Below are 19,376 nucleotides of genomic sequence, written 5' to 3'. Positions count from 1 at the left end.
CTAGCTCTTTAACAATTTGGAAAGCTGACTGATTTGATTACTTACGAGTAATTCAATCAAATTTAAAAGTTCTCAATGTTTATCTTTCATTAGATAAACACAACAAACACATTCAAGTGTCTTGTATTCGAATCAATGTTTACATTGATTCACAATTGAGTCCGGCAAACAGTCATCAAGAATTAACCCTTCTTGATGACAACCAAAAACCTTGGTTAGTTGCCATACACTAAGACCCTTTCGGGTTGTATGGTTAAGTGACTAAGCGTACACGGTGGATGCCTTGGCAGTCAGAGGCGATGAAAGGCGTAATAACTTGCGATAAGCCCAGATTAGGTAGTAATAACCTTTTGAGTCTGGGATTCCTGAATGGGGAAACCCACTTACATAAGTAAGTATCCTGTTGTGAATACATAGCAACAGGAGGCAAACCGGGGGAACTGAAACATCTAAGTACCCCGAGGAAGAGAAATCAACCGAGATTCCGAAAGTAGCGGCGAGCGAAATTGGATTAGCCCTTAAGCTTTTAATGATGCAGGTGAAGAGTCTGGAAAGTCTCGCAGTAAAGGGTGATAGCCCCGTAACCGACACATCATAATCAGTGAAAACGAGTAGGGCGGGACACGTGATATCCTGTCTGAATATGGGGGGACCATCCTCCAAGGCTAAATACTACTGACTGACCGATAGTGAACCAGTACCGTGAGGGAAAGGCGAAAAGAACCCCTGTGAGGGGAGTGAAATAGAACCTGAAACCGTGTACGTACAAGCAGTAGGAGCACCTTCGTGGTGTGACTGCGTACCTTTTGTATAATGGGTCAGCGACTTAATTTTAGTAGCAAGGTTAACCGTTTAGGGGAGCCGTAGGGAAACCGAGTCTTAACTGGGCGTACAGTTGCTAGGATTAGACCCGAAACCAGGTGATCTAGCCATGGGCAGGTTGAAGGTTGAGTAACATCAACTGGAGGACCGAACCGACTAATGTTGAAAAATTAGCGGATGACTTGTGGCTAGGGGTGAAAGGCCAATCAAACCTGGAGATAGCTGGTTCTCCCCGAAAGCTATTTAGGTAGCGCCTCGGACGAATACTACTGGGGGTAGAGCACTGTTAAGGCTAGGGGGTCATCCCGACTTACCAACCCTTTGCAAACTCCGAATACCAGTAAGTACTATCCGGGAGACACACGGCGGGTGCTAACGTCCGTCGTGGAGAGGGAAACAACCCAGACCGCCAGCTAAGGTCCCAAAGTATAGCTAAGTGGGAAACGATGTGGGAAGGCTCAGACAGCCAGGATGTTGGCTTAGAAGCAGCCATCATTTAAAGAAAGCGTAATAGCTCACTGGTCGAGTCGGCCTGCGCGGAAGATGTAACGGGGCTAAGCTATACACCGAAGCTGCGGCTACGTACCTTAGGGTATGTGGGGTAGGGGAGCGTTCTGTAAGCCGTTGAAGGTGGTCTGTAAGGGCTGCTGGAGGTATCAGAAGTGCGAATGCTGACATGAGTAACGATAAAGGGAGTGAAAAACTCCCTCGCCGGAAGACCAAGGGTTCCTGTCCAACGTTAATCGGGGCAGGGTAAGTCGACTCCTAAGGCGAGGCCGAAAGGCGTAGTCGATGGGAAACGGGTTAATATTCCCGTACTTCTTACAATTGCGATGGGGGGACGGAGAAGGCTAGGTGGGCCTGGCGACGGTTGTCCAGGTTCAAGTATGTAGGCGGGTGGTTTAGGTAAATCCGGACCACTACTAACGCTGAGATACGATGTCGAGCTACTACGGTAGTGAAGTCATTGATGCCATGCTTCCAGGAAAAGCCTCTAAGCTTCAGATTGTAAGGAATCGTACCCCAAACCGACACAGGTGGTCGGGTAGAGAATACCAAGGCGCTTGAGAGAACTCGGGTGAAGGAACTAGGCAAAATGGTACCGTAACTTCGGGAGAAGGTACGCTCTTATCAGTGAAGTCCCTTGCGGATGGAGCAGACGAGAGTCGCAGATACCAGGTGGCTGCAACTGTTTATTAAAAACACAGCACTGTGCAAAATCGTAAGATGACGTATACGGTGTGACGCCTGCCCGGTGCCGGAAGGTTAATTGATGGGGTTAGACTTCGGTCGAAGCTCTTGATCGAAGCCCCGGTAAACGGCGGCCGTAACTATAACGGTCCTAAGGTAGCGAAATTCCTTGTCGGGTAAGTTCCGACCTGCACGAATGGCGTAATGATGGCCACGCTGTCTCCACCCGAGACTCAGTGAAATTGAAATCGCTGTGAAGATGCAGTGTACCCGCGGCTAGACGGAAAGACCCCGTGAACCTTTACTACAGCTTGGCACTGAACATTGAACCTACATGTGTAGGATAGGTGGGAGACTATGAAATTGCGTCGCTAGATGTGATGGAGTCGTCCTTGAAATACCACCCTTGTAGTTTTGATGTTCTAACGTTGGTCCCTGAATCGGGATTACGGACAGTGCCTGGTGGGTAGTTTGACTGGGGCGGTCTCCTCCCAAAGAGTAACGGAGGAGCACGAAGGTGGGCTAAACACGGTTGGACATCGTGTGGTTAGTGCAATGGCATAAGCCCGCTTGACTGCGAGAATGACAATTCGAGCAGGTGCGAAAGCAGGTCATAGTGATCCGGTGGTTCTGAATGGAAGGGCCATCGCTCAACGGATAAAAGGTACTCCGGGGATAACAGGCTGATACCGCCCAAGAGTTCATATCGACGGCGGTGTTTGGCACCTCGATGTCGGCTCATCACATCCTGGGGCTGAAGTCGGTCCCAAGGGTATGGCTGTTCGCCATTTAAAGTGGTACGCGAGCTGGGTTTAGAACGTCGTGAGACAGTTCGGTCCCTATCTGCCGTGGGCGTTGGAAAATTGAAAGGGGCTGCTCCTAGTACGAGAGGACCGGAGTGGACGAACCTCTGGTGTTCGGGTTGTCATGCCAATGGCATTGCCCGGTAGCTAAGTTCGGAATCGATAACCGCTGAAAGCATCTAAGCGGGAAGCGAGCCTTGAGATGAGTTTTCCCTGGCACTATAAGTGTCCTAAAGGGTTGTCGTAGACTACGACGTTGATAGGCAGGGTGTGTAAGTGCTGCGAGGCATTGAGCTAACCTGTACTAATTGCCCGTGAGGCTTAACCATACAACACCCAAGGGGTTTTGTGGACTCAGATGTACCAGACCTTGAATGAGTTTGAAGAGAAATACTTTTAGATAAGCTTTCCGAATTTTAAAATTTGCTTGGCGACCATAGCATTGTGGACCCACCTGATTCCATGCCGAACTCAGAAGTGAAACACAATAGCGCCGATGGTAGTGTGGGGTTTCCCCATGTGAGAGTAGGACATCGCCAGGCTTTAAATTAAATCTTTAGGTTGACCGACCTGGAGATATGGACGCTCACTTAGTGAGTTGACCACTGCGGAGTGGTAGTTCAGTTGGTTAGAATACCGGCCTGTCACGCCGGGGGTCGCGGGTTCGAGTCCCGTCCACTCCGCCACTTATTAGAAAAGCCCTGCTAGAAATAGCAGGGCTTTTTTACATCTCAAGAAAGGTGTTTTGCCCTTCGGCCGAATGAGCCCTGCAAAGGGGTTGCCTGAAGTCCGCAACCCGGCCATTCCGCTACTTATTAGAAAGCCTAGTCTGACGACTAGGCTTTCGTCGTTTCTGGGGTATGTGTTTTAACTCTTGGCTTTGGCTTCCGTAAAAGGTTGTTTTGGCTAGTAATCGTTGAATCGACGATTGATTAGAAAGCTGTGCTAGCAATAGCAGGGCTTTGTGTTTATGGGCTCTAACATGACAAATTATTTTTAATCAATAAGTTAGTAGGGGGGGGCTAAATAGCTGTGGCTTCTTAATTACTTCTGCTGAGCGCGCTTTAAACTTCGGAGTTTTTCTGTGTCTCAGAATTGATTTCGTCTAGAGTCTGAAACTCCGCTGCTATACATTCACTTCTTCAATCTTAAACCAATAGGTTGGTTACGGAGGTAGGCCGGATTTACGAGCTCCAATACTTGGAGGTACATTACTGAAGTGTAATTTTCATCTAATGATTCCAGTTGCTAAACCCACTCTAATCTAGAGTTAATCTCTATCAAATGACAACTATTGCGAAATGTCTTTTCTTTCGGTACAAATCCAACCAAGTTATCTGATCATTATTCCTTCCAAAATCTATATAAAGGTTGTCAGTCAGCTCAAATGGATTCTAAACAGCTTGTTTTATAGTTTGCTAAAACTACATACGGATAGATCTAACGTATCCCTTAGGGTTTTTTAGGAAACCTTGCGGGGGATTTCATGAAGATTTAACCTCATGACTTAAAATCAGTTCTTATAAAGCATTAATAGCATTTGAAAACCCATGATCAAGATGTGTGACTTATGGATTGTTCCAAACTAGGTAGGTCTTATTAAAAATGGAAGGTGCTTCGGTCAGCAATAAGCGGGGTGTGGAGAATGGATTTGGATTGAACACCTTTACCATCGTCCCTAGTGTTTGCTTATTCGTACTGAGCAAGTTACTTAAGGTAAACAGTAGATACAAAAAAGCCGATGCTAGGCATCGGCTTCATGTTAGTTGTATCCGTTTAAGCTGGTTGAACGAGAGCGAGTGCCTTACGAGATACTTCGTGCGCTGCCTTCGTTAAGTTTTGCTTTTCTAGTGCATCAGATAGGTATCCGTAATCTGATACGTTTGAGCGAAGTGCTAGTGCTTTCTCGAAGTGGGTTTGTGCTTCTGCCCACTTCTGTTCTCTTAAGTAGAACTGAGCCAATGCGCTGTGTGCTTCGGCATTGCCACCATCTTTACTGATGGCGCGCTCTAGCATCACAACGACTGGGTGGTGATCGGCAAGGTTAAGCTCTGGAAGCAACATGTAGAGCTCATTTGAACCACTCTTCGCAATGTTCTCTTTGATCACAGTGAAGGCTTCTGAGTCAGCTTTACGAGCGATCAGTTGCTTCACAAAGCAGGAAACAAGGTGAGAGCTTTGTTTCTGCTTTCTTGAAAGCTTGTTCCAATGGCTGATTAAACCTTCGCTACCTTGCTGCTGTGCCACATCGTGAAGCAAGCCGCATTGTGCTTTTTGTTCTAACTCAACTTGCTCATCAGCCGTAAGAAGCTTGTTTTTAGCTAGCTTAGGCGTTAACTCTAGTAATGGCTGCCAGAGTTTAAGCTGCATGTAGGTGGCTTTTAATAGGCCAAGTACAGCAGTGTTATTAGGATATGTACCTTTTAAGGTCGAAAGTGTGTCGAATGCGGCTTCGTAGTTCGACTCACTGATCTGTTGTTTTGCTTTAGTTAGCTCAACGGCCAGTAGAGAGTCCTCTTGTTGGCTAGCAAGCTCGATGTACTTATCACGCTCACTCGTATTACCTTGTTCATGAGCAGCTTGAGAAGCGACTAAATAACAAAGCAGAGGCATGTCGTGATGATTAGCCCAACGAGTTACTTTCCTCTCTGCGCCTTTCCAATCACCTTCAAGAAGCTTGATGATGCCTTCATTGGTATAACGACGAGAGCGTTTTAGTTTACGAACACTGAACCAGTTCCAAGTCGTTGAGCTTGCGTACATAAGCTTTTTGAATAGGTACTCCAAGCCGAATAGAGCAGCTAGAAGAGCAATGACAAATATAACCAGTGTTGTCACACTCATCTCAATGGTCTTATTTGCTATCGAGATCAGGACATAACCTTGTTGACCTGAGAACTGGGTACCGACAACTAATCCGGCACCTAGAACGAGAAAAAGAAAAATCCAGCGAATCATTATTTCTCCTCCGTGGTCATAACTGTCACTTCACGACGTAGGCGCTCGCGTATAACATCTGACAACTCATTTTGAGACTCAAGTTTTACAAGGTATTTCACTGAGATATTCTGCTCACTTAACTGTTTAATCGCCTTCTCAAATTCAATCACTGAGTTGTTATCTTGGTTTAGGTACGCTTTCGACCACTCACTAGCGGTATTAAGTGCTGCACTGTAGACATCACCTTGCTCTTTGTAGACAGCGCGAATTGCGGTCTCTAATTTGCCCTTAATATTCTCACGTAGGTAGAAGTGTTGCTCAGGAGAGAGTAGAGGGATGACTTCACCATCACGACTACGGAAGGTGATGAAGTTTTCTGAGAAGTCTTTCATCGACGTCATCAGGTTGTTCTGCCAATCATTAATATCTTTCGATACCGCTTTTTTCTCAACAACTGCAGCTTCTGGAAGAATTGCATTGGCAAGCGGTAGCGTATCGACTTGCTGTTGTAGGCTTGTGATGCGTAAAACTAAGCCATCGCGGTCGATAAGAGGGATAGTGCGAAGCTTAGTAATGTCATTGGTCATTGATTGGCGCAGTGATACTAAGCTTGGGTCATTTAGTGCGGCGATACGTTGATCGGCGCTTTCCATTAGTTTGGTTGCGCTAACGGCATCATGCTCAAGGAACAATTTACGACCTGCTAGTTTTACTAGGTAATCGGCTTCAGCAAGCAACCAGTCATTTGGTCGACGGCCTTTAACGTCAGCTACTGCTAACTGCAGGCTTTGAATACTCTTTTGTTGCTGGGATTGTACGACCTGAGTTTTCTCCACTGCGTGAGAAGCTTCTTGGATAGTCTCTTGCTTGATGGTTTGCAGGTCTTTATTTACTGCAGATTGGGTATTTTGCAGTTGTGTTTGAAGAGCAGCGATTTGAGTTGAGTACTCAGCGCTCTTTTGCTGCATTTGAAATGCGATGCCGCCACTGAAAATAATAGAAATAGCGATCGCAATAGCGCCTAGTTTGACACCGCGCTTACCTTGCTTTTCTGCTTTCTCGATTTGTTCTTTATGCTCAGCTTGAGGCTGTTCACTTTGAACCGTATTTGACGCAGAGGCATCAAGTTTTTTTTCAGGCTGTTTTGTCTCTGTAGATTCAGCTTTTTCGTTTTCAACAACTACTGGCTGAGTGTCTTGTTTCTTTTCAGGTTCAATATGCTCATCATTTTTTTTGCTTGTCATGCTTATTTCCTGTTTCTAGCTAGGGCCGGAGAGCAGCCAGTAATATTTGGTTCGTAGCACTGTGAGTATTGGTCACGTTCGAGAAACCGAGTTGTTGTGCTCGTTCTACTATGCGCTGGCTTGGGACAAATAGTTGTCTCGTTGAAAGCCAAGCCAAATACTCATCAGGGGTAATTGAGCAGAGATACTCCAATTGTTCCTGACTAGTGATGACAACTTTGGACGTTTTTTTGTTTATCCATGTTTGATAGATATTGTGATCGTTAATGGGAATATATTCTCTACGGTAGGTCTCACAATAGGAGACTTGCGCACCTCGATTGAGTAAAGAATCTCTAATGAGCTCACGCCCACCATTTCCACGCAGTATCAAAATGGATTTATTATCTACGCCATTAAGTTCAGTAAGTTTGAGAAGATGCTCACTATCACTCACTTGGGGATAGTTTACTTTTTGTTTACTAACTTTGCTTAAAACGTGCGCAGTTTTTTGACCAACGCCAAGATAAAGCGGCGAAGTTGGCCAAATAGATGAAGTTTTCGAAAGGATGTTTTGGGCAGCGGTCACAGCGTGGTGACTGACTGCAATAATGATATCGCTGTTATTAAGCTGGGTGCTTAAATCCGATGAGTGTGGATTATCAACGATACGAATAAGCGGATGATGGATTGCTTGAATCCCTTCATCCGCTAGTTGTTGGCAAAGCGATTGTCCCTCTGAGCCGGGACGTGTCACCAACACTGTCATGATTATTCTTGGTCAGCGTAGAGCTTGGTTAAGATTTCTCTCGCGCCATCATCCAGCAATTGATTTGCCAGAGTAACGCCAAGCGCTTCTGCATCTTTGCGAAGGCCAGAGATCTCACCACGAACCATTTTAGAACCATCTGGTTCGCCTACTAATGCACGTAGCCAGATATTATCGCCATCTAATGATGAGTAGCTGCCGATAGGAACCTGACAACCACCTTCTAGGGTAAGGTTCATTGCACGTTCGCACAGTACACGATCAGCCGTGTCTTTATGATTCAGTGGTTCAAGGAGTTTTATCAGACGCTCGTCATCAAGGCGACACTCAATACCAACAGCGCCTTGGCCAACAGCAGGGAGAGACTGCTCTGGTTCGATGAAGCTACGAATACGCTCTTCTAGCTCTAGACGTTTAAGACCTGCAGCAGCGAGTACGATCGCATCGTATTGACCATCGTCGAGTTTACCTAGACGAGTACCAACATTGCCGCGCAGTTCTTTGATGATGAGATCTGGGCGGTATTCTAGCAACTGACATTGACGACGCAGGCTACATGTACCCACGACAGCACCTTGTGGTAGCTCGTCGATGTTGTTGTAAGTGTTTGAAACAAAAGCATCACGAGGGTCTTCACGTTCACAGATAGTTACTAGACCTAGACCTTCAGGGAAGTCGACCGGTACATCTTTCATTGAGTGAACGGCTAGGTCAGCACGACCTTCTAGCATGGCGACTTCGAGTTCTTTAACGAACAACCCTTTACCACCCACTTTAGCCAGCGGGGTATCTAGGATGATGTCACCTTTGGTCACCATAGTTACCAACTCAACCTCTAAACCAGGGTGAGCAGCTTGCAGCGCATCCCTTACAAAGTATGCCTGCCAAAGGGCAAGAGGGCTTTTTCTGGTCGCGATACGGATTGGTGCTGAATTTGTCATGGTGTTTCCGATATAGGTTCTGTAATAGGCTAATCCTACCATTGTGAGGCGAAAATTCTTACTGTTTGATCATTCCATGCTTTGATAGCTGAGGGATTTTCATGAGTTCACCAAAATAGTGTGATTGGTATCTCATTTGAAACATGGGCTATTATTAGAAATAGGTAATAAAGAGGACACTACGGCGCCGTGAGTTTAACTTTTTGTCATCAAGGCATTGGCCAGTATGACAGGTTCCTTTGCTTTACCATTAAGGGTAAAAGTGTTAAATTGATCACGTTTTGTTGCTCCTTTCGTTCAGTAACTAAACAGAAGTGCATTTAATCTCAAACCAAGGACTTACCTTGCAGGCTTACACTCAGACTTTGATTCAACGATTAGACAATCTTAATCAGCAGCGCATTGATCGTGCGTTGGCGTTGATGAATGTCCAAGGCCAGCGAGTTTTCAACCTTATTCCTGCACTACTTCACTTCAATCATCCCATGATGCCTGGTTATTATGACCAACAAGTTCCTTTTGGAATTCGTAGCTTCACGCCTAATGAATTCCAAAAGCAATTTGTCTCTGATACCGAATTAACGCTGGGTGGAAAACTCACCGAGGCTGCTGAACCGGCAATCCTGGGCTTGTACACCATGGGCAGTACTTCTTCTATTGGCCAAAGCACTTCAAGTGATCTCGATATCTGGGTGTGTGTTTCTCCGGATATGGATGGCGCATCTCGCGACAGCCTGACCAACAAATGTTTGTTGATTACCGACTGGGCTGAAACCTTAGGGGTTGAAGCTAACTTCTTCTTGATGGATGAACAGCGTTTCCGCTCAAACCATTCTGAAGAGATGACCGGTGATAACTGTGGTTCTTCACAGCACTTATTACTGCTTGATGAGTTCTATCGCTCTGCCGTTCGTTTGGCTGGCCAGCGTTTGTTGTGGCAAATAATTCCGCCAGAAATGGAAGAGTGTTACGACGAGTATGTCCAAGGCCTGTGTCAGGATGGTTATCTTGATTGCTCGCAGTGGATCGATTTCGGCAAGCTGAACCGCATCCCTGCTGAAGAGTACTTTGGTTCAAACCTATGGCAGCTCTATAAGAGTATCGACTCACCGTATAAATCGGTTTTGAAGGCGATCCTGTTAGAAGCTTATTCATGGGAATACCCAAACACCCAACTGCTGAGTATTGATACCAAGCGTCGCTTCTTCGCGGATGAACCGGATCTGTATGGCATGGATAGCTACTATCTGATGCTCGAGAAGGTAACGCGCTATCTAGAACGCATTAACGACCACACTCGATTGGACTTGGTGAGACGCTGTTTCTACCTTAAGACCCACGAGAAGTTGTCACGAGATGCGGGCATTGGTTCTGTTGCGTGGCGTCGTGAAGCCTTAACTGAGATGACTAAGTCTTGGAATTGGGGACATGAAACCATTGCTGAGCTCGATAACCGCCGTAACTGGAAGGTAGAGCAAGTTAAAGTGGTACACCATGCATTACTTGATGCCTTGATGCTGAGCTACCGCAATCTGATTCAATTTGCGCGTCGTAACGACATCACTTCGGCAATCAGCCCACAAGATATCAGTATCTTGGCTCGTAAGCTTTACGCTGCGTTTGAAGTGTTGCCGGGTAAAGTGACACTACTGAACCCACAAATCTCTCCTGATCTTCATGAACCAGACTTGAGCTTCATCGAAGTTCGTCAGGGTCAGTCGAATAAAGCCGGTTGGTACTTGTATAAGCAGCCACTGGTAGCGCATCGTATTCTTGGTCAGCCTTCTCTGGAACACCATGAGTACTTGAGTAAGTTGGTTGCTTGGTCGTTTTTTAATGGCTTGATTACCGAGTCGACGCGTTTGCACTCTGTGGTACGTGACGCTCAGATTGATATCGATAAGTTCTACCAAATGGTGAGCGACCTGCGTAATACCTTCTCTTTACGTAAGCGCCGCCCGAGTATGCAAGCACTGGCGAGCCCGTGTGAAATAAGCCAACTGGCGATGTTCATCAATTTTGAAAGTGACCCAACTTCTGAATTAAGTGGTCGTGCGTTGAAGGTTGATCTTAAGAACGCCGATATCTTCAGTTTTGGTGAAGAGGGTAAGAGTTTAGTCGGCAGTGTTGATCTGGTTTATCGTAACTCTTGGCATGAAGTACGTACGCTTCATTTCCAAGGTGATACTGCAATGCTCGACGCGTTGAAGACGGTACTTGGTAAAATGCACCAAGATGCTTTACCGCCAGAATCGGTCGATGTGTTCTGTTACAGCAAAAACCTGCGTGGTGTGATGCGTAATATGGTGTATCAACTGCTTGCTGAGTGTATCGACTTACGATTGAAACCGATTGAGCCGGAGAAGCGCCGCCGCTTCAAGGCTATTCGTCTGGCAAACAAGATGTTTGGCCTGTTCTTTGAACGTCGTGGCGTTTCGGTGCAGATGCTGGAAAACTCGGTCGATTTCTATCGTAGTATCTCGACGAATAAGCTGAAGGGCTCACCTTTACTGATGCTCGATAAAGAGCAAGAGTATCAGTTACCAGAAGTGGTTGATGGTTTTGCGAGTGAAGGTTTAATTCAGTTTTTCTTTGAGGATACCGACAAAGGTTTCAATATTTATGTATTGGACGAGTCGAATCAAGTTGAGGTGTATCACCAATACAGCGGTGAAAAAGATGAGATGATCGCGAGCGTGAATTCTTTCTACACTTCAGTAAAAGATGAGTCGAAGGTGTCATCTAAGTTGATTAATTTCAATCTACCTCAGTACTACCAAATTGTTCATCCTGAAGAAGGTAACTCTTACGTGGTGCCTTACCGTAATGATGCGACTTTAGCTTCTCGGAGCTCAAAGATAGTCAACATCTAGGCTTATTCTCGATAATTGATATTAAGAAAGGAGTGATTGATTCACTCCTTTTTGTTTTTTACCAATAATTAGATCCAATTGATCTCTTCATCTGCGTGTTTTTCGCATTCTTCTTTGACCATCTCAAACAATTCCATACCCGTCTTTGAGCATGTCCATTTGTCATCAACTAGCTTGAAGTGAAAACCACCAGATTTAGACGCTAACCAGATTTCTTTCATTGGTTCTTGGCGGTTGATAATGATTTGGCTGCGGTTCTCAAACTCCAGCGTCATTACGTTACCAGTCACTTCGTAATCAATATCTGCCTCTGATTCATCGATAGCTTCTTCGATGTTTTGCATCTGTATATCGACCAGTTGATGAAATTCAGTCTCGTTCATCCTTTCTATCCTATTGCTTTTCCTGAGTGTGGTGCGATTATAGGGGGCATTGAGTTAATAATCACGATATGCAAAATGAAAAAATTAATTACCGCTCTGTTTATGGTGTCCGTTATTGGACTTTCTGGTTGTGGTCAAACGGGTCCTTTGTACGATCCTGATGAAGTTCAGCAGACTGAACAATCACAATAAGTGAAAACACGCAGAAATCGTTATTTATAAGGGATAAGAACTTTGGATTACTTCAACTATCAGGAAGATGGCCAGCTTTGGGCTGAGGACGTCGCACTTTCACAACTAGCAGAGCAATATGGTACTCCGTTGTACGTATATTCTCGTGCAACATTAGAACGCCACTGGAATGCGTTTGATTCATCGGTTGGTGAGCATCCACACTTGGTGTGTTATGCCGTTAAAGCTAACTCGAACCTTGGCGTGTTGAATACTTTGGCTCGCTTGGGCTCTGGCTTCGACATCGTTTCTGGCGGTGAGCTAGAGCGTGTAGTTGCTGCCGGTGGCGATCCAGCAAAAGTTGTTTTCTCTGGTGTCGGCAAAACAGCCGCTGAAATGAAGCGTGCGCTTGAGTTGAACATAAAATGTTTTAACGTAGAGTCTGAGCCAGAATTGGAGCGACTGAATAAAGTGGCTGGTGAGCTTGGTGTTAAAGCGCCGATTTCACTGCGTATTAACCCAGATGTTGATGCGAACACTCACCCTTACATTTCTACGGGTCTGCGTGATAACAAATTCGGCATTGCCTTCGACCGTGCTCCTGCAGTTTATGCGTTTGCAAAAACACTCGATAACTTGTCTATCCATGGTATTGATTGCCACATCGGTTCTCAGTTAACGGATATCGAACCTTTCATCGATGCCACTGACCGCCTGCTTGCACTGATTGACCAACTACGTGCGAATGACATCAACATCAAACACCTTGATGTAGGTGGCGGTTTGGGCGTGGTTTACCGAGATGAATTACCACCACAACCTTCAGATTACGCGAAGGCTTTGTTGGCTCGTTTAGACAATCATTCTGATCTAGAGTTGATTTTCGAGCCTGGAAGAGCGATTGCTGCGAACGCTGGTGTATTATTAACGAAAGTTGAGTTCCTGAAGCCAACAGAGCATAAAAACTTTGCCATCATCGATGCGGCAATGAACGATCTAATGCGCCCGGCACTTTACCAAGCTTGGCAGGATATTGTGCCAGTGAGCCCGCGTCAGGGTGAAGCGGTGACTTACGACTTGGTTGGCCCTATCTGTGAGACGGGTGACTTCCTAGGTAAAGACCGTGACCTTGTTCTTGAAGAAGGCGACCTACTGGCCGTTCGTTCTGCTGGTGCTTATGGCTTCGCTATGTCATCTAACTACAACACTCGTTCGCGTGCGGCTGAAGTGATGGTTGATGGCGATAAAACTCACTTGGTTCGTCAGCGTGAAGAGCTTACGAGTCTGTGGGAACTTGAAAACATTCTTCCGGAGTAATTTTAAGCGTTATGCACTTCCACTTTTCTAAAATGCATGGTTTGGGCAATGATTTCATGGTCGTGGACTGCATTACTCAAAATATTTTCTTTTCTCCAGATTTGATCCGTCGTTTGGCGGATCGTCACACTGGTGTGGGCTTTGATCAGCTACTTGTGGTCGAGGCTCCCTATGATCCAGAAACCGACTTCCATTACCGCATATTCAATGCGGATGGCAGTGAGGTGGAGCAGTGTGGTAATGGTGCGCGTTGTTTTGCTCGATTTGTTCGCATGAAAGGCTTAACGAATAAGTACAGCATCAACGTGAGCACCAAGAAAGGTAAAATGGTTCTCAAGATTGAAGACAATGACCAGATCACTGTCAACATGGGCATTCCTGAGTTTGAACCTGGCAAAATCCCATTCAAGGCAAAGCAGCCTGAGAAGACGTATATCTTAAGAACGGATGTACATACCTTGTTCTGTGGTGCCGTAAGCATGGGTAACCCGCATGTGGTTACCGTTGTTGATGATGTCGATACTGCAGATGTGGAGACCTTAGGTCCGCTTCTTGAATCACATGAACGTTTCCCTGAGCGTGTTAATGCTGGCTTTATGCAAGTGATTAACCGTGAAGAAGTTCGCTTACGTGTTTATGAACGCGGTGCGGGTGAAACTCAGGCGTGTGGTAGCGGTGCATGTGGTGCAGTTGCGGTTGGTATCAATCAAGGCTTGCTGGCTGAGAACGTGAAAGTTCGTCTACCTGGTGGTGATTTGCAGATTAGTTGGCAAGGTCCGGGTAAACCTCTGTTTATGACTGGCCCGGCAACCCATGTGTTTGATGGTCAGCTTTCTTGCTAATAAACATTCATAACCAATAGATTCATAAAAATAAAGGATAGGTTTTGTCTTACGTTCAAGCCGACGCACTCACCGCAGAAGTGGTCGCGGAATATTTACGTGATAACCCAGATTTTTTCCAAGACAGGAAAGGTTTGGTTGATCGCCTTGCTATCAATAACTTTGAGCAGGGCGCTGTATCTCTGGTGGAAGTTCAGCTTAAACGCCAACGCCATCGAATCGAAGAGCTAGAGGAAGAGATCACTGGCTTGATGTCGTTGGCAGCGAATAACGATAAAACCTTCTATGAATTTATGGATCTGCAAGCTCACGTGCTGAAATGCAGTGACTTTATGCAGGTTATCAAGGCTGTTGAACAAAAAGCGTTAGATTTAGGGTTGAAAGCTCATGTACGAATTCTCTCGCAACCTGGCTTTTATACGCTGAGTGAAGAGCGCTATTCGAAGTTTTCGCTCAACCACTTCAATGGTAAAGATGCTTATCTAGGACGCTTGAGAAAAGCTGACAGACACGATTTGTTTGGTGATTTCCAAGTTCCAGAGCTAGGCTCTTATGTAGTACTACCACTTGCTAAGCAGTCTCCGTTGGGTTTGCTTGCCTTTTCTAGTGAAGATGGCGGACATTTCCAACCTCATATGGATACGCTATTTTTACGCCATTTAGCACTTGTTGTGTCTCATTTGGCGGACACCTTACCTTGGCAGATAAATAATGAGCCTAGAGCCCAAAATACCTCTTCCTAACAGCCTTCAAAAGCCACTTTCTCGCTTCTATGAATATCTCAGAAGCGAGAAGGGACTCAGCCTGCACACCCAACGTAATTACAAACAACAACTTGAAACTATGGCTTCTCATTTGGTCACACTTGGACTGAAAGATTGGGGCCAAGTAGACGCGGCGTGGGTAAGACAACTTGCCAGTAAAGGCATGCGTGAAGGAATGAAAGCGAGCAGTATTGCGACGCGCTTATCTTCATTACGCAGCTTCTTTGATTTCCTTGTGTTACGTGGCGAAATGACCGCAAACCCAGCCAAAGGGGTTTCTGCACCTCGCAAACAACGTCCTTTACCTAAAAATCTCGATGTCGATGAAGTCGGACAGTTGCTTGACGTGAATGAAGACGACCCATTATCGATTCGTGATCGAGCGATGATGGAGGTGATGTATGGTGCAGGTTTACGTCTCGCTGAACTGGTTGGCATCAATCTTAAAGATGTGCTGGGCCGGCAAGGCGAAATCCGAGTGATTGGTAAGGGCGACAAAGAACGCAAAGCACCGTTTTCAGGACTGGCTAAAGAGTGGGTCGATAAATGGCTCAAAGTGCGCGGTGATCTTGCTTCTCCGGGAGAAAAGGCCCTGTTTGTGTCCAAGTTAGGGACCCGGATCTCTCATCGCAGTGTGCAAAAGCGCATGGAAGAGTGGGGTAAGAAGCAATCCGTCGCGAGTCATATTAGCCCGCATAAACTGCGTCACTCCTTTGCAACGCACGTGCTTGAATCGAGCCAGAATCTTCGTGCTGTCCAAGAGTTGTTGGGGCACGAAAACATCTCGACAACCCAAATTTATACTCACTTGGACTTCCAGCACTTAGCTCAAGCGTACGATCAGGCTCACCCTCGAGCACGTAAGAAGAATAAAGATTAGATTAAAGGTTTTACTATGCGAATTTATCGAGGGTTGAAGCCCATCAAAGCCATGACCTTTGACTTGGATGACACCCTGTATGACAACTGGCCTGTGATCATGAAGGTAGAAAAAGAGATGGCGCAGTGGCTTTACCAAAAGCACCCGGTGTCGGCTTCTTTATCGCTTGAAGAGTGGCAGGGCATTAAGCAGCAAGTCGCCTCTGAAAACCCAGCTTTAAAGCATGATGTTACCGTTTGGCGTGAAACACAGATTAAGAGTGGCTTACTGCAGTTGGGCTACTCTCAGCAGCAAGCTGAACAGGCGGCTCGTGAGGGGATAGAACATGCTTTGTGGTTGCGCAATCAAGTCGATGTCCCTCAAGAAACGCATCGAGTGATGGCAGAACTTAGCCAACGCATTCCTCTGGTTGCGATTACCAATGGCAATGTCGATCCACATAAAATTGGTTTAGGGCAGTATTTTCAACTAATCCTTAAAGCTGGCCCAAACGGTAGAGCAAAACCTTACCCAGATATGTTTGATAAAGCGCAACAATACTTAGATGTTGATGCCATCAACATTCTTCATGTCGGCGATCACCTTAGAACGGATGTTTACGGAGCTAAGCAAAATGGCTTCCAAGCATGCTGGTTTAATGACACTGGTTCCAATTTATACCACTCTCCGAAGGCGAGCGTGCTTCCTGATGTTGAAATAGACCAACTTAGCGATCTTATGCGACTAATTTAATGGCTCAGTAAGCTTATTGTGTCGCATTTATGATAGTGAATTGTTACATTAGTCGCCTATAAAAGCCTGATTAGGCTAGGATAATTGGCGACTACTTTTTAGCGATTCATTTCAGTCATAGCAGTGGTTGTAGGTTATTACTTCACTCGATTTTGAACAAGGGTTGGCATGCAAACATTTACATTTCTCGCAAATACTGAGGCGTTATTTAGATCTCAATTTGATCAGCGAGAATGGTGTGACAGCAAACAGTACCTTATTCAAATTTTCTCTGCTCAATCTTCAGATCTAGCTCGTCAAATCGCGAGTGTTGCCCTCAATCGTTTAAGCAATGCGACGCTAATCGGTCAGAGTGCTCGTCATGTTATCTGTGACAACTGTCTTGAGAGTACATGTACTTTAGTCATCATTAGTGAGTTTAATGAAACCCGTTTAACCTCCGCGGTTCAGCCGTTTACTGGCAACCCAAATCAAGACAGCCAAGATCTCGCTTCTCAACTGGGCCTTACAGAAGACACCAAAACGGTTATCAGCTTGTGTGATCAGGTTGAAGGGCGTGATTACCCTATCTATAGCGCTTTTGAGAATTTACCTTACGCCTTGCCGATTGCAGGTGGACTGTGTCATGAGAATGAGTTTGGCCGTTGGGTTATGTATAACGAGCAAACCTACCAGCATGCCTGTGTTGCTGTGGCTCTGACTAACCCAAGATTGAAGGTTTGGTCGGATGCGTACTCTGAGTGGAACCCGATTGGGATGAAACTGCGAGTCACACATGCGGTCGGAAATCGCTTATACGCGTTGAATGACAAGCCGGCGATTGAAGTATTCAAACATTACCTTGCGGATGGCAAAGACCTTCCTTTTAGCCAACTGATGAGCTTTCCACTTTATCGAGAACTTGGCAGAAAGAAGGGTATTTCAACACCTCTACGCATTAATGATGATGGCAGTATCGAGTTTGATAGCCCTTGGCATGTCGGTGAAGAGGCGCAGTTTTGTTATAATCACCCCTCTTTGACCGCGGAAAAGGTGCGTCACGGTGCCGAGATGCTAGCCATGCATCAGCCTGAATCGGTGATCATCTATAACTGTGTATCTCGACTTGAGTTTATCGACAGTAAACTTGAGCTTAAGCCATTTGAAGGGATAGTGAATACATGTGGTGCCTACTGCATGGGTGAGCTATACCGCAATGAAGACCGCCAAGAGATACTACACCACAGCCTGACTTATATCGCTATGCGCGAGTCTGACGAGGTTAAAGAGTTTCGTTGTGAAGATTTTCAGTGTAGCTCAACAGTGTCGCCATTGCTTAACTTGGTCAGAAATGCAGTGGCTGATCTCGACAGTATGAACACGCAGATGGAGAAAAAACTTCATCAACAGGCGCGTCGTTTAACCGAAAGCTACCGTATTGATTCTCGCACCGGGCTACCCAACCGTATCGTATTAAAAGAGCGCCTCAATACGATTCTCTTCAGTGAGCACTTACTGACGTTAAAGCTGACTAATTTCCATCAAGTTAACGAGAAGTATGGTTACCAAGTGGGTGACCAGTTGTTACTTGATTTATCTAATCATTTTGTCGAGCGATTACACCTTAGTGTGGCTAAGGAAGCTCAGGTGAAAGTAGAGCTGTTCAGCATTGGTGTCGGCGAATGGGCGATCATTTTTAACGCCAATGTTGGCTGCGATAAGATAGAGCAACGTTTCGTTGAGTTTGCTGACGATATTGAGCACATCAATTTTGAGCCGTATGGCTTGGCTGATATTGATTATCTGTCAGTTTCTCTGTGTGGCGGCTTCGCTAGTCGTTGCGACTTCCTAACTGATAGTGGTGATGAGATCTTATTGAAAGCGATCGAAGCTCGACGTTATGGGGTCAGGAATAACACTCACATCACCAATGCTAAAGACATTCAGGTGAGTGAAGAAGATCGTAAAGAGCAACTCGGCTGGCTGAGCTGTGTAAGTCGTGCGATTTTAGATCAGAACATCATCACTTATTCCCAGCCAATTGTGGCGTCCGGTACTCACGAAATGATTGGCCAAGAGTGCCTGGTCAGAATCATGGAGTCAGACGGTACCATTGTGCCACCAGGTAAGTTCTTGCCTATCATTGCCGACACGCACCTTTACACTCGCCTCAGCCGACACATGATTAAGAACACCATTGGTTATATGGCGGATAAGCAAAGCTCATTTTCTATCAATCTATCCCCACAAGATTTGTTGAGCGACAAGACGCTTGAGGTACTCGAGACCGCCATCAGTGCTATGAACGATCCCACTCGACTTGGCCTAGAGGTTCTTGAGTCTGAGCAGATTAAAGATTACGGTCGTATGATTGAGGTGTGTGATCACTTCCGTGCTCTTGGGGCGAGAATCATTGTTGATGACTTTGGGTCTGGCTATTCCAATATTGATGAGATCATTAAGCTTGAGCCGCAGATTATCAAGCTCGACGGTAGTCTGATTCGCAACATCGACAAAGACCAAAAGCAAAGAAATATCGCCTCTCAGCTGGTTCGCTTATGTCAGGTGTTTAATGCGCAAACCGTCGCTGAATTTGTCCATAACCAACAGGTTTGTGAGATAGCAGAGCAAATGGGTGTCGATTATCTGCAAGGTTATTACTTTGGTGAGCCTAAGCGACTGTTTTAGTTGTTAAAGCTTTCCGTATCCTATTGTGACTTGCTTTAAAAAGTGTTCTGCCGCTATT

General features: G+C 45.7%; 13 protein-coding genes, 1 tRNA gene and 2 rRNA genes. 11 read left to right on the top strand and 5 right to left on the bottom strand.

Features of this window, described 5'->3' with window-relative positions; all coding sequences use genetic code 11:
- Positions 1–251: 251 nt before the first annotated feature.
- The 3 genes from AC3CIA_RS15410 to AC3CIA_RS15400 all read left to right on the top strand — a co-directional run bounded on the left by AC3CIA_RS15410 (position 252) and on the right by AC3CIA_RS15400 (position 3,502).
- A 23S ribosomal RNA gene (locus AC3CIA_RS15410) occupies positions 252–3,145 on the top strand.
- Between the two features lie 97 nt (positions 3,146–3,242).
- Positions 3,243–3,358 (top strand): 5S ribosomal RNA (rrf, locus tag AC3CIA_RS15405).
- Positions 3,359–3,425: 67 nt separating this feature from the next.
- A tRNA-Asp gene (locus tag AC3CIA_RS15400) sits at positions 3,426–3,502 on the top strand.
- A 1,090-nt stretch (positions 3,503–4,592) separates the two neighbouring features.
- Here the strand turns inward: AC3CIA_RS15400 and AC3CIA_RS15395 are convergent.
- Genes AC3CIA_RS15395 through hemC form a run of 4 tightly spaced genes read right to left on the bottom strand, consistent with a single transcriptional unit; the run spans position 4,593 to position 8,689 of the window.
- On the bottom strand, positions 4,593–5,774 hold the full coding sequence (locus AC3CIA_RS15395) for a heme biosynthesis protein HemY (RefSeq protein WP_065205720.1): 1,182 nt from the start codon (positions 5,772–5,774) through the stop codon (positions 4,593–4,595).
- Positions 5,774–7,000 (bottom strand): uroporphyrinogen-III C-methyltransferase, encoded by a 1,227-nt coding sequence (locus AC3CIA_RS15390; protein WP_488518284.1) that lies wholly within the window; start codon positions 6,998–7,000, stop codon positions 5,774–5,776. The genes AC3CIA_RS15395 and AC3CIA_RS15390 overlap by 1 nt, the downstream gene beginning before the upstream one ends.
- A 19-nt stretch (positions 7,001–7,019) precedes the next feature.
- Positions 7,020–7,748, bottom strand: a complete 729-nt coding sequence (locus tag AC3CIA_RS15385; RefSeq protein ID WP_054542664.1) for a uroporphyrinogen-III synthase — start codon at positions 7,746–7,748, stop codon at positions 7,020–7,022.
- A gap of 2 nt (positions 7,749–7,750) precedes the next feature.
- A complete protein-coding gene (gene hemC, locus AC3CIA_RS15380) occupies positions 7,751–8,689 on the bottom strand; it encodes a hydroxymethylbilane synthase (RefSeq protein WP_488518283.1) in 939 nt (312 codons plus the stop codon).
- Positions 8,690–9,033: 344 nt separating this feature from the next.
- Here hemC and AC3CIA_RS15375 point away from each other — a divergent pair, with 344 nt between their 5' ends.
- Complete coding sequence (locus AC3CIA_RS15375) at positions 9,034–11,562, top strand: class I adenylate cyclase (RefSeq protein WP_017084846.1); 2,529 nt, start codon at positions 9,034–9,036, stop codon at positions 11,560–11,562.
- A gap of 68 nt (positions 11,563–11,630) precedes the next feature.
- On the opposite strand, the gene cyaY is transcribed toward AC3CIA_RS15375, so the two are convergent.
- Positions 11,631–11,945, bottom strand: a complete 315-nt coding sequence (gene cyaY / locus AC3CIA_RS15370) for an iron donor protein CyaY (protein ID WP_146458265.1) — start codon at positions 11,943–11,945, stop codon at positions 11,631–11,633.
- Between the two features lie 75 nt (positions 11,946–12,020).
- Here cyaY and lptM point away from each other — a divergent pair, with 75 nt between their 5' ends.
- The 7 genes from lptM (at position 12,021) to AC3CIA_RS15335 (ending at position 19,318) form a co-directional block, all read left to right on the top strand.
- Positions 12,021–12,137, top strand: a complete 117-nt coding sequence (gene lptM / locus AC3CIA_RS15365) for an LPS translocon maturation chaperone LptM (protein WP_407829960.1) — start codon at positions 12,021–12,023, stop codon at positions 12,135–12,137.
- A gap of 42 nt (positions 12,138–12,179) precedes the next feature.
- On the top strand, positions 12,180–13,433 hold the full coding sequence (lysA, locus tag AC3CIA_RS15360; protein WP_009848209.1) for a diaminopimelate decarboxylase: 1,254 nt from the start codon (positions 12,180–12,182) through the stop codon (positions 13,431–13,433).
- Between the two features lie 11 nt (positions 13,434–13,444).
- Positions 13,445–14,275: a diaminopimelate epimerase gene (gene dapF, locus AC3CIA_RS15355; protein ID WP_004736615.1), complete on the top strand. Its 831-nt coding sequence runs from the start codon at positions 13,445–13,447 to the stop codon at positions 14,273–14,275.
- Positions 14,276–14,319: 44 nt separating this feature from the next.
- A complete protein-coding gene (locus AC3CIA_RS15350) occupies positions 14,320–15,018 on the top strand; it encodes a DUF484 family protein (RefSeq protein WP_488518282.1) in 699 nt (232 codons plus the stop codon).
- On the top strand, positions 14,987–15,919 hold the full coding sequence (xerC, locus tag AC3CIA_RS15345; RefSeq protein ID WP_114634116.1) for a tyrosine recombinase XerC: 933 nt from the start codon (positions 14,987–14,989) through the stop codon (positions 15,917–15,919). Before AC3CIA_RS15350 ends, xerC begins: the two co-directional genes overlap by 32 nt.
- Positions 15,920–15,934: 15 nt before the next feature.
- A complete protein-coding gene (gene yigB / locus AC3CIA_RS15340) occupies positions 15,935–16,651 on the top strand; it encodes a 5-amino-6-(5-phospho-D-ribitylamino)uracil phosphatase YigB (protein WP_488518281.1) in 717 nt (238 codons plus the stop codon).
- A gap of 168 nt (positions 16,652–16,819) precedes the next feature.
- Entirely contained in the window at positions 16,820–19,318 is a 2,499-nt protein-coding gene (locus AC3CIA_RS15335; protein WP_488518280.1) for a bifunctional diguanylate cyclase/phosphodiesterase, read from the top strand.
- Positions 19,319–19,376 lie beyond the last annotated feature (58 nt).

This window comes from Vibrio sp. QJM3NY_27, assembly GCF_057785955.1.
The sequence above is the reverse complement of the archived record's forward strand: the minus strand, read 5'-3'. Positions and strand labels throughout refer to the sequence as shown.